Annotated in this window: 16 protein-coding genes; 6 read left to right on the forward strand and 10 right to left on the reverse strand. The window is 39.1% G+C overall.

Annotated elements, in window-relative coordinates:
• Positions 1-50: 50 nt before the first annotated feature.
• From AAHH40_RS03030 to polA, 7 genes are all read right to left on the reverse strand, one after another.
• A complete protein-coding gene (locus AAHH40_RS03030) occupies positions 51-2,051 on the reverse strand; it encodes a hypothetical protein (protein ID WP_342220646.1) in 2,001 nt (666 codons plus the stop codon).
• A gap of 70 nt (positions 2,052-2,121) precedes the next feature.
• Complete coding sequence (locus tag AAHH40_RS03035; RefSeq protein ID WP_342220647.1) at positions 2,122-3,408, reverse strand: adenylosuccinate synthase; 1,287 nt, start codon at positions 3,406-3,408, stop codon at positions 2,122-2,124.
• A 5-nt stretch (positions 3,409-3,413) separates the two neighbouring features.
• Complete coding sequence (locus tag AAHH40_RS03040; RefSeq protein WP_342220648.1) at positions 3,414-4,340, reverse strand: protease modulator HflC; 927 nt, start codon at positions 4,338-4,340, stop codon at positions 3,414-3,416.
• Positions 4,337-5,524 (reverse strand): FtsH protease activity modulator HflK, encoded by a 1,188-nt coding sequence (gene hflK / locus AAHH40_RS03045; RefSeq protein ID WP_342220649.1) that lies wholly within the window; start codon positions 5,522-5,524, stop codon positions 4,337-4,339. Before hflK ends, AAHH40_RS03040 begins: the two co-directional genes overlap by 4 nt.
• Before the next feature lie 193 nt (positions 5,525-5,717).
• Positions 5,718-6,902: a ribosome rescue GTPase HflX gene (gene hflX, locus AAHH40_RS03050; RefSeq protein WP_342220650.1), complete on the reverse strand. Its 1,185-nt coding sequence runs from the start codon at positions 6,900-6,902 to the stop codon at positions 5,718-5,720.
• A complete protein-coding gene (gene hfq, locus AAHH40_RS03055; protein ID WP_342220651.1) occupies positions 6,895-7,176 on the reverse strand; it encodes an RNA chaperone Hfq in 282 nt (93 codons plus the stop codon). The genes hflX and hfq overlap by 8 nt, the downstream gene beginning before the upstream one ends.
• A 322-nt stretch (positions 7,177-7,498) precedes the next feature.
• Positions 7,499-10,198 carry a DNA polymerase I gene (gene polA, locus AAHH40_RS03060; RefSeq protein ID WP_342220652.1) on the reverse strand — a complete coding sequence of 900 codons (2,700 nt, stop codon included), beginning with the start codon at positions 10,196-10,198 and terminating at the stop codon, positions 7,499-7,501.
• Between the two features lie 85 nt (positions 10,199-10,283).
• Here polA and AAHH40_RS03065 point away from each other — a divergent pair, with 85 nt between their 5' ends.
• From AAHH40_RS03065 to erpA, 6 genes are all read left to right on the forward strand, one after another.
• On the forward strand, positions 10,284-11,348 hold the full coding sequence (locus AAHH40_RS03065; protein WP_342220653.1) for a GMP reductase: 1,065 nt from the start codon (positions 10,284-10,286) through the stop codon (positions 11,346-11,348).
• A gap of 150 nt (positions 11,349-11,498) precedes the next feature.
• Positions 11,499-11,903, forward strand: coding sequence for a cytochrome c maturation protein CcmE (ccmE, locus tag AAHH40_RS03070; protein WP_342220654.1), 405 nt, complete (start codon positions 11,499-11,501; stop codon positions 11,901-11,903).
• Positions 11,904-11,944: 41 nt separating this feature from the next.
• The gene (locus AAHH40_RS03075) at positions 11,945-12,490 is read left to right on the forward strand and encodes a hypothetical protein (protein WP_342220655.1); all 546 of its coding nucleotides are present in this window, start codon (positions 11,945-11,947) and stop codon (positions 12,488-12,490) included.
• 29 nt (positions 12,491-12,519) lie between these two features.
• The gene (locus AAHH40_RS03080; protein WP_342220656.1) at positions 12,520-12,771 is read left to right on the forward strand and encodes a succinate dehydrogenase assembly factor 2; all 252 of its coding nucleotides are present in this window, start codon (positions 12,520-12,522) and stop codon (positions 12,769-12,771) included.
• On the forward strand, positions 12,761-13,186 hold the full coding sequence (locus AAHH40_RS03085) for a protein YgfX (protein WP_342220657.1): 426 nt from the start codon (positions 12,761-12,763) through the stop codon (positions 13,184-13,186). Before AAHH40_RS03080 ends, AAHH40_RS03085 begins: the two co-directional genes overlap by 11 nt.
• Before the next feature lie 148 nt (positions 13,187-13,334).
• On the forward strand, positions 13,335-13,694 hold the full coding sequence (erpA, locus tag AAHH40_RS03090; RefSeq protein WP_342220789.1) for an iron-sulfur cluster insertion protein ErpA: 360 nt from the start codon (positions 13,335-13,337) through the stop codon (positions 13,692-13,694).
• Positions 13,695-13,706: 12 nt separating this feature from the next.
• Here erpA and AAHH40_RS03095 read toward each other — a convergent pair whose 3' ends face one another.
• From AAHH40_RS03095 to AAHH40_RS03105, 3 genes are all read right to left on the reverse strand, one after another.
• Entirely contained in the window at positions 13,707-13,982 is a 276-nt protein-coding gene (locus AAHH40_RS03095; RefSeq protein ID WP_342220658.1) for a type II toxin-antitoxin system RelE/ParE family toxin, read from the reverse strand.
• Entirely contained in the window at positions 13,975-14,202 is a 228-nt protein-coding gene (locus tag AAHH40_RS03100; RefSeq protein WP_342220659.1) for a TA system antitoxin ParD family protein, read from the reverse strand. The genes AAHH40_RS03095 and AAHH40_RS03100 overlap by 8 nt, the downstream gene beginning before the upstream one ends.
• A 69-nt stretch (positions 14,203-14,271) precedes the next feature.
• Positions 14,272-15,396 (reverse strand): anhydro-N-acetylmuramic acid kinase, encoded by a 1,125-nt coding sequence (locus AAHH40_RS03105; RefSeq protein ID WP_342220660.1) that lies wholly within the window; start codon positions 15,394-15,396, stop codon positions 14,272-14,274.
• Positions 15,397-15,615 lie beyond the last annotated feature (219 nt).

Consider the following 15,615-nt stretch of genomic DNA (forward strand, 5'->3'; position numbering starts at 1 on the left):
TTGCAATTTCATCCTTTAAATATTAATTAAATAATTTTTACTAATTAGTTTTATAAATTATTTTTTGGACTAAAACGAATCGCATAATAGTTTCCAAAATCAAAATAATTTGTACGGTTATACACAAAATCATAATCTTCTAAAAACATCTCAACGGGAGAATTCTTCTCAATAATGAGCCATCCCGAACGATGCAGTGTTTTTGCAGTTGCCTTTAGAAACTGTCGTCTTTGTTTAGAAGGAAGGAATACATAATTGGCTGGACCATGAATGGCATTCCAAGCGGGGGAACTTATCAAACTAAAAGTAGAATTAAGTACCGTCATAGGTTCTTCATATCGCTGAAGAAAAGTAATCGCTTCCCAAGGTGTTTTTGTAAAATTAGAATGAGAATTTTTAACAAGATTGGATGTTACGGTAAGATTTTTGGGATAGGAAAATACTAAATAGTCACGAAGTAAGTTCGGGTTAAAGGAAAGTAATCTACCTTTGCTGATATTGTCATGCCATGCTTCCCAACCAAAAGTTGGAAGCCAGCCTAGGAATGCCATCAGACAAATAACACTGATTCTATGTAAGTATTTTTTTTGGGTGATAGAGACTGTATAAAGTAAAACTAATAGAATAAAAGGTGAAATATTTAGAAAAGTATTATCGTGACTTCGACCTAGAAAATAAGAAAAAACACTGTAACACGATAGTATTATTAAAAATCCTGATCGAAATTCAAGCGTATCACCCGATTTGTGCCATAAATGAAATAGGCTGATTATGCCAATACTTGTTACCAGAAGAAAATATACTATTCCTCCGAGTGGGTTGATGGGTAAAACGCCAGGAGGGTTAAGTGCATAAGCAAGGAAAGCATAGAGTGTGGGTCCTTGGCCATAAATAATGCGAAAGGTAATATTAAAAATAACTATCAAACTTACAGCGATTAAAAGTAATCGAATTGTAGCTTGGAGTAGGCCTTTAAAACGAGTAGTGATATTTCCTTGTGCGCGTCGGACAAAAATATAATAAGGCCACCACACACACGTAACATAAAATGCTGATTCGGGTGACCAAAGTATTCCAAACACCCAAAAACTATGGGCAATGATGCTTTTTATTTTTGAATGCTCAATAGGAGTGACAAAAAACAAATAAGTAACTAGAAAAATAACGGGAAGAAAACGAAGGCCACTGACCGAGGGTGTTTCCAATGGGGAACCAGCCAGGGGTGGAAAAGCAGTCCAAAAAAAACAGGTTGCTAAGCAAAGGGATAGCGTAATAAGACGCTCAGGCCAGCGATTAGGTGTTAAGGCAAATGCTAAGCTTGCAATACATAATGAAAATAACCATGTGGTAAGGCTAGTTATATAATACATCCCTTGCCAACAATCCTGACCACACGCACTAGCAATGAGAAAAGTAGGGCCAAGACCATATTGGGCTGGGAAATCATGAAATATAACTGCCCCAGATAATAGCAATTCTGCGGGACCTATATAAGCACTCCAATGATGCCAGAGCGTTTTAATTAATTCTTCATTGGAAAAGATTCCCGTGGAAAAGCTTAGCAGGGCCGCACATAGCATATAAACGATTAGCCACGTAAAGATACGAATTATTTTTATAGATGGATTAGGGTTAATTTTATATAGCTGAGTAAAAAGAAATGTAAAAAAACAAATAGCAGCCGTCGAAAAGCCACTAATGTTTAACGTATGTCCATGTCTATGCCACCATAGTAAGGTTGTTGACACACATAAGGCTAGAAAGGTGGAAAATAGGATAGCTATATCAAATTTTTCACTGCTTAAAGCTAACATTGAAACTATTAGCAGGAAACTTAAAACTAAGCTAGGAATAGTTTCGCCAGCGATAAAAAATGCACCAAGAAAAGCAATTAAGAAGCATGTTAATCTCCATATCCACCCAGAGGATTGAATAGAGGTTTCGTATTGGAAGTTTGCTAAGTTAATTCTTTCTTTTACCAAAATTGGCCATAAAGCAATGATGAGGCCAACTAAGCCATAGCAGATAAGAACGTTTAGTTTGCCTTCCATGGTGATTCCTAGAGTTTTAGCACTAACTTTATTATTAAATATTCTTAATAAAGTTGATTAAGATTACAACTTAAACAATCTTCTCCAAAACTATCGTTTCATCTCTATCAGCCCCGGTAGAAATAATCACTATCGGTACGCTAACTAATTCTTCAATACGGCGTAAATAAGCTTGTGCATTTTTGGGTAATTTAGCCAATTCTTTAATCGGCGTAGTCGGTGTTTGCCATCCAGGGAGTTCTTCGTACATCGGAATACATTGGCTGAGATCCTCTGGATTTAAAGGTAAATCGGTTAACACCTGTGATCCTAATCGATAAGCGGTGCAAATTTTAATAGTTGGCAGCGTATCTAACACGTCAAGTTTAGTTAGACAAAGACCTGATACGCTATTCAATTGGATTGCACGGCGCAATAAAACCGTATCTAACCATCCGCAACGACGTGGACGCTTGGTGACGCTTCCGTATTCGTTACCGCGGTCTCTGAGATTATCACCGTCTTGGTCGATTAATTCTGTTGGGAAAACGCCGTTACCGACCCGTGTACTATACGCTTTGCTGACACCTAAGACATAATCAAAACAACGGATGCCGAGACCACTACCGGTGGCTGCAGAGCCGGCTATGGTATTAGATGAAGTGACATAGGGATAAGTGCCTTGATCGATATCTAAAAAAGTACCTTGCGCACCTTCAAATAATAGAGGTTTTTTCTCTTGATAATATGCTGCTAAAAGTGCAGGGATATCGGTAATTAAGGGAACTAATTGTTTGCCTAATGTTAATAAATGAGCACAGGCTTGCTCGTAATCGATGGTGGGTGCTCGATAATAATGTTCAAGTATAAAATTATGATAATGAAAGAGAGTTTTTAATTTTTCAGCGAACTGTTGTGGATTAAAAAAATCACACAGTCGTAAACCGCGTCGCGCTACCTTATCTTCATAGGCAGGCCCAATACCGCGCTTGGTTGTGCCGATAGCATTTTTTCCGCTCTTTTCGCGTGCTTCGTCGAGTGCGATATGTGTGGGTAAGATAATAGGGCAGGTTGCACTGAGCTTTAAGCGTAGTCGTGCAGGGATGCCTTGCAGTTCTAACTCTTCCATTTCTTTAATCAGGGCTTCTGGCGAGATTACCACGCCATTACCAATTAAACATTCTACGCCGGCATGTAAAATTCCAGAAGGGATTAAGCGTAAAATAGTTTTCTTACCTTGGATAACTAAAGTATGCCCGGCATTATGTCCTCCCTGAAAACGTACCACGGCTTTAACGTGTTGCGTAAGCAAGTCAACAATTTTCCCTTTGCCTTCGTCGCCCCATTGGCATCCAATAATGATGATGGTTTTTGTCATAAGATTTAGCGGGTTAATTTAAGCTGGCTTTGGTGCGAGTTAATTTTTTCTAGTTTTAAGGGTTGATCTTTTGTATTTAATAACAAAAAATTATTCATTGAGGACTGGTTAAATCCTTGTTGATAGGCTTCTAAATTGAGATAAAAAGCAGCAAATTCTGGATTCTTATTGTAGGCTTGATTATATATTTTTGCGGCGTCGGCATCGCCTTGTGCACGAATTCTTGCGGCTTCTTCTTTTGCCTTAGCCAAAATCAAGCTGACTGAATTATCGGCGTTGGCACGAATCAATTCGGCATTGGCTTTGCCTTCGGCGCGTTGAGCAATGGCAATATTTTCTTGTTCACTACTCATACTATTCAATAATCGTGCATTAGCATCGGCAGAGAGATGTAATTGCTTAAAGCCAATAGCGATAAGTTTAATACCGGCGGTTTGAAGTTGCTTATTAACCGTAGACAAAACAGAATCTATTTGCGCAGATGATCCGTGTTGGATGAGTTGACTAAAGGATAGATGCGGATCTTTATCATTAAATAAAGTGTTTATCTGCTGACTGATTAATAATTTAATTTCCTGCAAATTATTTTTTGTTTGTTCGTAGTAACGCACGGGATCACTGATGCGCCAACTTGCATAATAATCGATGTTGATGGGTTTACCTTGTAAATTTGTTGCATCACTGGTTTCACTAAAGAACAGTGTTTGCAAGCGATTATCCAGCAATATCGGACGCATCAAAAAAGGGATTTTAAAATGTAAGCCAGGTTTCAGAACTAAATCTTTCCCCTGCGCATTGTTGGTTAATTTTTCTGCAGACAGTAATAAACCGCTATGACCTTCGGGCACAATAGTAGCGCTTTGATAAAGAATAAATAATAAACAGACTAAAAAACCTAAGAGTAAATGAATTTTTTTTCTTAGAATGATCATTCATATCCTCCGGAAATATTGTAACTACTGGGGATAGTATCATTTGTTTTATTACTTGATTCGTTCTCAATCTCAATACTTGGCTTTTTATCGTTGCTAGCCGAAGTAGGGGTTTTTTCTGCTGTCTCTGTGTTTACAGGAGATGTCGTTTGGATCTGATCTAATGCTAAGGAAAAATTAGTATTCGCATTATTAGCGACAATCAGTTTATTGCTGTGTGCCATCATCGTTTGCAAGGCGCTTAAGTAAAGCCGTTTTCGTGTCAATGCAGGAGAAGCTTCGTAAGCAGGGAGTAAAGCCAAAAAGCGAATGATATCAGTTTTGGCTTTTAATACTATTTCTTGTTGGTAAGCCTTGGCATCCGCTATAAAGCGTTGTGCCAGCGCTTGAGCTCGTGGTTCTACTTGAATCGCATAAACATTGGCTAGTTTTTCTAGTTGTTCTTTATCACTTTTAGCATTCGCGGCATCGATAAAAGAGGCTTGCAATTGCTTTGGAATTTGGATAGATGCCAGCTCAATATTTTTGATGGCTAATCCGGTTTGTTGTTTTATCGTTAATGTATTCAGTTGTTTTTGTAAACGTTCTGCGAGTGAAAGATGTGAAATGGTTTGCAGTTGGTTTAAAGTAAACTGACTGAGTACCCGATTGATTACACTGTGTAGGGTTTCTTCCAAGTGGAGCAAAGGATCAACGGTTGCAAAAAGATAGTTGTGTGGGTTAACGATAGAGTAATCAATATCGACGTCTACAGCAATTTTGTTTTCATCTTGCGTCAATAATTTAACGTGAGTGGAAAGTGTGGTCACTTTGCCGGAATTTATTATTGTATAGTGTTGGAAAGGTTTAAGAATCCAATGATAACCAGAACCTAGTGTTGTGCTATAGGCCCCAAAGCGAGTAATAACGGCTGATTCATCCATATTGACTTTAAAAAAGCCGAGCGCAAGCCACGCAAGTAAGCAGAAGATCGAAATCAGACTAATGGACTTCGCATTAAGTTTTGTGGGTAAGAAAGGACGAGCAAACGCCGATTTCTTATTCAAAATTCTTAGCTTAAATAAAGCGACGATTTTTTTAACTAAATCACGCAGAAAAGCTTCGAGATCAGGAGGATTCTGTTTCGGTCGTCCTGTCCACGGATCTTTGTTTTTACTGGGATCACCCGGTTCGTTCCAGGGCATAGAGTACTCCAATTATTAGCTTTCTAAGATTTTTTCAAATCTATTGTCTTTACAATACAGTTTACCTTTTTTTAGTGCAAAGTGGTTAAATACCTCACATTCCAGTGATATTTACCCATCGTTGCGAGCGCGTAGCGCGCGGCAATCGCACTATGAGGAGCATTTTAGGCATGCTGAGCCATTCTCGCAACTATTAATTCATCCATGCGTCGTTATGAACAGATGCTGGATCAAATAGGCTTGCTTGTGCGTGATGGTTTAGCAGATAAGATTTTTCGCTGTTTGCTTGATAAGCAAGACATTCGATGATAGCTAGGTGTAATAAATCGATACCTATTCCCGATTGAGCAGATATCCACACCTTAACAGGTAAGCCTGCTGCATTTCGTTCTAAGCGAGGCGGTGTATTTTCTAGTAAATCAATTTTATTCACAACGAGCAATTGAGTAATATGATCGGTGTGTATTTGTTTTAAAACATTATTTACCGCTAGCTTACATTCGTTCTTCTCGGTATTAGTCGCATCCACTACATGCAATAATAGATTGGCTTGTTGGGTTTCTTCTAAAGTTGCTCGAAAAGCCACGACTAAATGATGAGGTAAATGGCGTATAAAACCCACTGTATCGGCCAAAATAGCTATTTGTCCGTTGTTAAGAGGCAGTCGACGTATACTGGGATCTAACGTTGCAAAAGGTTGATTAGCCACAAAAACCATGGCTTTAGTTAAACGATTAAATAGCGTTGATTTTCCAGTATTGGTGTACCCGACTAAGGAAATATGCGGTAACTGAGACTTTCTTCTTGCACGCTGGCTTTGCGCACGTTGCGCGCGAACTTTTTCTAAACGTTTTTTTATAATTTTTATTTGTTGTCGAATCAAACGCTTATCGGTTTCTAATTGCGTTTCACCGGGGCCTCGTAAGCCAATACCACCGCGTTGTCTTTCCAAGTGCGTCCAACCACGGATGAGCCGCGTGGAAAGATGTTCTAGTTGAGCAAGTCTAACCTGTAATTTTCCTTCAAAGGTACGGGCACGTTGGGCAAAAATATCTAGAATTAATCCAGTACGGCCTAATACCCGACAATGTAATTTTTGTTCTAAATTACGTTCCTGAGCGGGACTTAGTTCGTGATTAAATAGAATTAATTGTGCTTGATGCGCAATTGAAGCAGTGTAAATTTCTTCAAGTTTACCCAAGCCAATGAAATATTTTACTTGAGCTTTACGTTGTCGCCCAGTGATGAGAGCCATCGCTTGGGCGCCCGCTGCTAGAGCTAGCTCCTGAAATTCTTTTACTATTTCTTCCGGTTCATATTTTTTAAAATAAATATGGACTAATAGTGCTAGCTCTCCGCTTTGGGGACGTTCAAGCATTACTGGTTTCTAGTTCCTCGATTGGCGTATTAGTATTTTGCTGATCATTGCATTCATCAATACTTGCTAATTTAACATTCTTTGCTGGAACGACTGTTGAAATAGCATGTTTGTAGACCATCTGGCTAACTGAGTTTTTTAATAACACTACGAACTGATCAAATGATTCTACTAAACCCTGAAGTTTAATCCCGTTAACAAGATAGATTGAAACAGGAACTTTATCTTTACGCAATGCGTTTAGAAAAGGATCTTGTAGTTGCCCTTTAGACATAATTAGCTTCTCCATGCAAATTTTAAATATAAATATAATCTCAAAAAGCCTTGGCCTTAAATTTATTTAGCTTATAACCAAGCGCAGTAAGTTTAGCATGGGAAATGCATAGGGCATAGCCCTGAACGTTAAGAGTTTGTCTCGTCTCTGGGAGGTGGCAGGTAATATTTGGTAAATTTATACCCTTCGCACTTGAATTTTTGGCTGTGTTGCCGCTCAATTCGCAATCCTCATGTATGACAATACACTCCGGTTGCTTCATTATCACGGCGCCTTGCCAAAAATCCAATTGCTTTGAGTATAGGTACGAAATCAGCTTCAGTTAAAGCGCTTTGTCCCAATTCGCGCCTATCTGAATATCGACCAGAAGTGGGACAGACAATTGCGTGGTGTTGACCATTAAGTCTTCAATCAGTTGCTTGGCTGAATTTACATCCGCATCGGCGACTTCAAATACCAGTTCGTCGTGAACTTGCATAATCATATGCGCCTTTAGACCTTGTTGGGTTAAAGCATCATCGATAGTGATCATCGCCTTTTTTATGATATCTGCTGCGCTTCCTTGTAAAGGCGCATTGATTGCAGCGCGTTCGCTGGCTCGCCGTTGTAGTGGGTCATTAGAATTAATATAGGCCAAATTCAAACGTCGTCCAAATAAGGTCGTGACATAAGCATGTTCATGAGCTTGCTGGCGCGTGCGTTCCATATACTCTTTTACTCCTGGATAACGAGTAAAGTAGCGATCGATATAATTTTTAGCTTCTTCACGTGAGATGCCTAATTGTCTCGCTAGGCCAAACGCGGACATTCCATAAATAAGACCAAAATTGACTGCTTTAGCACTACGGCGTTGTTCATGTGTGACTTGTTCTAAGGGTATATTTAAAACTTCTGCCGCTGTGGCTTGATGGATATCAAGGCCTCGTGCAAATGCAGTCAGTAAACCTTGATCTTGTGAAACATGGGCAACAAGTCGTAATTCAATTTGAGAGTAGTCTGCTGCAATAATTTTATAACCCGGCGGAGCAATAAATGCTTGGCGGATTTTTCGGCCTTCTTTAGTCCGAGCAGGAATATTTTGTAGATTAGGATCCGATGAGGAAAGTCTCCCTGTAACGACTGCCGCTTGATGATAAGAAGTATGGATACGACCGGTTTTTGGATTAATTTGCAGCGGAAGTTTATCCGTATAAGTTGATTTTAATTTACTTAAACTACGATGTTTTAAAATGACTTTTGCCAAGGGAAATTTTATGGCGAGCGCTTGCAAAACACTTTCAGAGGTCGATGCTTGACCTTTAGGCGTTTTTTCTAAGATAGGTAAACCTTGCTCAATAAATAATATCGTTTGCAGTTGTTTGGGTGATCCTAAGTTAAAGGTTTTACCGGCTAATTGATAAGCTTCTTCTTCGAGTTTTAATAAGCGCTTCGCAATAGAACGACTTTGTTTTTTCAATAATTGCGCATCAACTAATACACCATGCCGTTCGATATGGGATAACACCGGGACTAATGGCATTTCAATGTGTGTGAAAACTTTAGATAAACCCGGCAATGCATTTAATTTCGGTTTAAGTATTTCATGTAAGCGTAAAGCAATAGCGGCATCTTCAGCGGCATAGGGACCGGCGGCTTGGATATCAATTTGATTGAAAGTTTTTTGTTTAGCGCCTTTACCCGCAATTTCTTCAAAACGTATGGTTTTATGATCGAGATGTTTTATTGCAGCACTATCAAGACTATGTGAATTACTTGCGCTATCAAGTAAATAAGACTCCAGCATGGTATCAAAACTGAGTCCTTGCAATTCGATGCCATAATTTGCCAGAACACCCATATCATATTTTAAGTTATGACCTACTTTTAACTGCTTAGGATCTTCAAATAGTGGTTTTAATTGCTGCAGCACCCAATTTCTATTTAATTGTTTGGGTGCCCCTGTGTAATCATGCGCTAAAGGAATATAAACCGGTTTTTCACCATTTATTGCAAAAGACAGACCTACCAGCTCTGCTTGCATGACATCTAGACTCGTAGTTTCGGTATCGAATGCCCAGGTTTTTGCTTTAATTAATTGTTTCAAGAGAGTTTGAAAAGCTTTTTCGTCGAGAATTAACGAATAAGGCGTTGGTATGAGGAGATTTTTATCACTGACTTCGCTGTCTGGATTGAGATTTTTTTCTAACTCTCTGATCCATCCTTTGAATTCTAATTGCTTATACCATTCCATTAAAGCGGTTGTATCAGGCGCCTTAGGCCGAAATTTTTCCAAATCAAATTCGAAGTCGACATCTTTTTTAATCGTGACTAATTGACGAGATAAGGGGAGTTTATCGAGGTGTGCCTTAAGGTTTTCTCCGACTTTCCCTTTAATTTCATCCACATTTTTTATGAGTGATTCGAGATTTCCATATTGATTAAGCCATTTTGCGGCAGTTTTTGGTCCTACCTTGGGGATTCCAGGTACATTATCTACCGTATCACCAATCAAACTTAAATAATCGGTTATTTGTTCTGGAGTAACGCCAAATTTGTCAATAACACCTTGACGGTCTAATTGTGTATTCGTCATGGTATTAACTAGCGTAATCTGTTCGCAGACTAATTGTGCAAAATCTTTATCACCGGTGGAAATTAAAACCGGTAAATGTTGCTGTACTGCTTTAGAAGCCAATGTGCCTATGACATCGTCGGCTTCAACGCCTGGATGAATGATAAGTGGTAAACCTAAACTACGCACGATGGCATATAGCGGTTCTACTTGCAGTTGTAAATCATCTGGCATAGTAGGGCGGTGGGCTTTATATTCGGTATACAATTCTTCGCGGAAGGTTTTTCCCTTGGCATCGAAAACGACGACCATATATTCTGGATGGGTATCCTTGATTAATTTGCGTAGCATATTAATCACCCCATAAACCGCGCCGGTAGGTTCTCCTCTCGAATTACTTAAAGGGGGAAGCGCATGAAAGGCACGGTAAAGATAAGAAGTACCATCGACTAAGACTAAGGGTTTTTTCATGTTGATATGATAACATAGGCGCTTTTAAAGCGAGTAAGGTTTGTGTGTCGTTACAACGAACAATCATTAAAGTCGTGAGGTCATTATGCGTATCGAGCAAGAAATAAGATTAGATTTTAAGGACGTATTAATTCGCCCGAAGCGTAGCACCTTGCAAACGCGTGCGGATGTTGATTTAACCCGCGAATATACGTTTAAACATTCACGACTCTCATGGAAAGGAATACCTGTTATTGCTTCGAATATGGATCATACCGGTACTTTTGCAATGGCGAAAAGCTTATCAAAACATAAGTTACTCACCGCGATTGATAAATTTGCCAGTTTAAGCGACTGGAAGAAATTTTATAAACAACATCCCAAACTTACCGCATACTGTTTTCCAACCACCGGGATTAAAACCGAAGATGCTGAGATGCTGGCAAAAATTGTTAAAAGTGCACCTAGCCCTTTCATTTGTATTGATGTTGCCAATGGTTATACGCAACGTTTCGTTGACAGTATCCGTGCCTTGCGAAAAAAGTATCCTAAGAAGACATTAATTGCAGGTAATGTCGTCACGGCTGAAATGGCCGAAGAGTTGGTGTTAGCAGGAGCAGATATCGTTAAAGTAGGCATTGGTCCAGGTTCTGTTTGTACCACACGTTTGAAAACCGGGGTTGGTTACCCGCAATTGTCCGCTATCATAGAATGTGCTGATGCGGTACATGGGTTAGGCGGTCATTTGTGTGCCGATGGTGGTTGCGTTTCACCTGGGGATGTTGCCAAAGCTTTTGCCGCAGGCGCAGACTTTGTTATGCTAGGCGGCATGTTGGCTGGCCATGAAGAATGCGCTGGCGAAAAAGTAGAGGAAAATGGCCAATACTTTATGCGATTTTATGGAATGAGCTCGAGTGAGGCGATGCATAAGCATCATGGCAAGATGAATGCTTATCGTGCCAGTGAAGGTCGTTCTGTGAACGTTCCTTACCGAGGCAAGGTAGAAAATACGGTACTTGATATTTTAGGGGGCTTGCGTTCTGCCTGTACTTATGTCGGCGCACAGCGTTTAAAGGAACTTTCTAAACGGACGACTTTTTTACGTGTTACTCAACAGTTAAATGAAGTTTTTGCAGCGTTACAAGTCAACGAATTGGTTAATGATAACTAGTGAGTCTTTTCTGGGGAAAGTTTACTCGTCATTGCGAGCACCGTAGGTGCGCGGCAATCTAGGAATAGGAAACGGTGGATGGCCACGCTCATTCCATTCGCTCGCCATGACGGTTTGCGAACCCTGTATGATTAGGGATAGAAAAATGCAATGAATGCGCTCCAAAAAAAACGTTTAAATTTCGTTTTGCTCATGTTATTAGTGGCCGGCTTAGTGATAGCTTTATCTCTCTATGCATTAAAACAAAACATCAATTTGTTTTATACACCGACACAGCTTGCTGAACGACACTTAACGCCGGGACGGCTTTTTCGTTTAGGTGGTCAAGTTAAAAAAGGCACAGTGAAACAAAATCAACAACAATTGTTGGTTTCTTTTGTAGTGAGCGATGCGTCACATAATGTTCTGGTTGAATATCAAGGTGTACTACCGGATTTATTCCGTGAGGGGCAGTCTGTGGTGGTTGAAGGGAGTTTGGATCAAGCAGGGATTATGCAAGCCAAACAGGTCTTGGCAAAACATGATGAGCGATATAAATCGGTTAAAGTTAAATAATTCATTAACTTATTTTTCCTTTTAGATAAGGCAGGAAGCGAATGACCAAAATAACTGGCTTAAAAGTATTGATAGCTGTTTTATTGATTGCTATAGCGAGTCTGGCTTATATCTTATTGACTCGTTTTTTTCCGAGTGAAGAGGTGTTTTTTATCGGATCTCGAGCAATAACGCGTGCTTTGGTATTGGATCTCAGCATTAAAAGTAACAAAGATTATGCAACTTTTTTACCAGAAAACTCAGGATTTTTAGTCGTTCATCCAACGAAATCGGCTGAAGATCATCGCGATGATGTCCTTGAAACCCGGGATGTTTTTGCTTTAGTTGAAAAAACTAATAAAAATACCATACAAGACTCAGACCCTCTTTATTCAGAATTGGAATTGCTTTTCTTAAAGAAAACCCCTTTAGGAATACGTGCCAATTATGTGACTTTATCGAGTTTGGGGGTGAAAAGTATTTTCTTTAATCCCGACTATCTTGGCCAATTTTCGCAAATATATCAGGATAAACTTCCTCATGCAGCAGGCTATGCCATCATGGGTGATAGTAGCCAGCGGCAAGTTCGTGATATTCTAGTGAATTGATTTTTGACTGAGATGATAACTTCTTAGCTATGAAGAATTTGCAAGAAAAACTACAACGTTTACGATGGCAATGTCGTCGTGGAATGCTCGAATTGGATCTCATTTTGCTGGCTTTTTTAGATAAAAATTATCTAAATTTAAAAGCTGACGATCAAGTGTTATTTGAGCAATTATTAACTTATTCGGACCAAGATCTTTACTGCCATATGATTAAGCGTCAGCCGATTGAAAATGAAGCAATGCGGACTTTGATAGAACGGATGATAAGTTGTGGCTGTTAATTTTTATCGTTTAAAATCTTCTTATTATTTAGCTATTTTACTCTTAGTAGTGCATGGTGGTGCTATTGCTTGTTTGTGCTTTTTGCCCTGGCCATGGTGGACTAAATTATTGTTAAGCTTAGCGTGTTTAATGAGTTTCGTTACACTTTTTTGCCAACATGTCTTATTGAATAATCCTCATTCTGTCATTGAATTTTGGCAGCAAAGCTCGGGTTGCTGGCAATTAAGAAATAATCTAGGCGAAGTGAGCCTATTAAATTTGGCTGATGATAGTATTTGTACTCGTTATTTTGTGCTATTAAACTTTGTTTCCCTAGGTAAGAAAAAAAGCAAAATTTCTTTAGTTTTATTGCCGGATAGTTTAAATCCCAAGGACTTTAGGCAGTTACGTAGGCAATTACACGGTATTGCGTAATTCGATTTCGTCTGCGAAGGGCTATAGCCTGGTAGGCCTAGCACTCAAAATGATGTATAATTTTTACTCGAATCCCCAAAAATAGGTCATTATGTCAGAAATAGCATCACAACAAAATTTAGTTTCTTCAGAGCTGCCTTTAACAGAGATGCAGCCGATTGTTATTACTGAAAAGGCAGCTCACAAAATATGGGAGTTGATGACAGAGGAAGAGAATTTTCAGCTAAAATTGCGTGTATTTATTACCGGTGGTGGTTGTTCTGGTTTTCAGTATGGATTTAGTTTCGATGAGACTATCAATGAAGACGATACGGTGATCGTTAAAGAAAGTGGAAAAGATCAAAATAACAATAACATTAAAGTTCAACTACTGGTGGATCCGATGAGTTTAGTTTACCTAGTAGGTGCGGAAATTGATTATAAATCTGATTTAACCGGTGAACAGTTTATTATTCGAAATCCGAATGCCAAAACTACCTGCGGTTGCGGTTCTTCTTTTGCCGCTTAAAACTTCATTTTCTCATTTTTTTAAATCACGATAAAAATTTTCATGGATGCCCATAGCTAGCAAAATTCTATGCTTGAAATTCCACTCATAAGCTAATAATATTTCACGTCGATCCATTTTAAATTTGTAAACAAATATACCCGATAAATCACCTTTCTTTTCTTGGCCTATTCTTGGGTTTTGAATGATAGCTTTTATCGCGTCATTGACCTGTAATTTCTCCCTCAAATGCAGCTTTTTATAGGTATTTTTAAAAGCAGGCATTTGTGTAATAACAATGTTAGTCATCGTTATTTTCAAAATTAAAAGGTTCTGCTAGTGATCGATCGGTGTGTTTTGAGATTAATACTTCTTTGATGAACTCGGTTGGCAAATCTGGATTTTCTAGGGCACATTTTCCTATTTTTGCCCAAAACTCGATTTGATTAGGAATAGAACGGCACTCAGCACGCGCTACCTTTTTAGCGGCTTTATATATAGATTCGTCAATCCTTATTGGAACACCCATTAGAATACCTACAAAAGTTTCATATTTCTACAATTGTAGCATATTTTATGCTGAATAAATAATTAAAATTTAATCGGATAGGGCTAGGTATATTCCGCCGAGTATCGTTGGGTTTTTAGCCCCTGTGACTTCAGGAAGATTACTACATTTTCCTTCCAAGGTTTGTTTTGCAATCCAGGCGAAGGCCATTGCTTCTAACCATTCACTGGATATCCCGCGATCATCGGTTAATAATACCTGATGTGCATAACAATGTTGCTGTATGCGTTTTCTTAAATAAGTATTTTTACTTCCTCCTCCACACAGCAAAATGACACCCTGCATACTTTTAAAATCGAGTATGGCTTTGGCAACACTGGCCGCAATGAGTTCGCAAAGTGTTGCTTGCACACTAGCAGGTTCCAACTGCCGGTTTAGTGTCGCGAGTTGTGTCTCGACCCATTTAAAATTGAAGTATTCGGGTCCAGTACTTTTGGGAGGTTTTAATTGAAAATAAGGATCAGATAAAAATTGCTCTAACAAGGCTTCGTCAAAAGTAGTACTCGCCGCCCAAGCGCCATCTTCATCAAACCAGCGCTTAAGATGATGGTGTATCCATTGATCGAGTAGACAATTAGCCGGCCCGGTATCAAAACCTAAAACTAGCGCTTTTAAATCTGCAGCTAAGTAAGTGATATTGGCAATCCCACCGAGATTTAACACGATAGTATCTTCTTCTTTATTACGAAAAACAGTGTTGTGAAAAGCGGGTGTGAGCGGCGCCCCTTGACCTCCAGCAGCAATATCGCGGCGGCGAAAATCGGCAATGGTGGTAATACCGGTTTTTTCGGCAATAATATTAGGATCACCAATCTGAATCGTAAAAGGGTGGGAAGTAAGATGTGGATAATGAAAAACGGTTTGCCCATGGCTACCTATGGCCAAAATATCCTTAGCCGAATATGGACTTTCTGCTAATAATTTTTTTACTGCTTCCGCTGAAATTAATCCAATTTTTTGATCGAGTTCAGCAAATTTTACTATGTTGATCGAGTCTGTGTTGTAAAGCTTGGTTAGCTCGGTGCGCAAAGTATTGGGTAGAGGGGATTTGTACGTAGCAAGTAACTTCGGTTGATCATTAGAAAAATCAACTAAAGCAGCATCCACTGCATCCATGCTGGTACCTGACATTAAACCGATATACAATTTTTTCATTAGACCTCTTTTTAAACCTGCATTATCCCAATAAAACTTTCTACAGTCGTTTCGCAAATTGAGTTAAATTAAGTAAAAACTAAAAAAATCACCGTCATGGCGAGCGAATGTAATGAGCGTGGCCATCTATGGATTGCCACGCACCTACGGTGCTCGCAATGACAATTAATATTTTACGCGCTTGCAATGACAAGCGGGTAGAAAAGGGTTAAGTTTTTT

The organism is Rickettsiella endosymbiont of Miltochrista miniata, from assembly GCF_964031245.1.
Lineage (GTDB): Bacteria > Pseudomonadota > Gammaproteobacteria > Diplorickettsiales > Diplorickettsiaceae > Aquirickettsiella.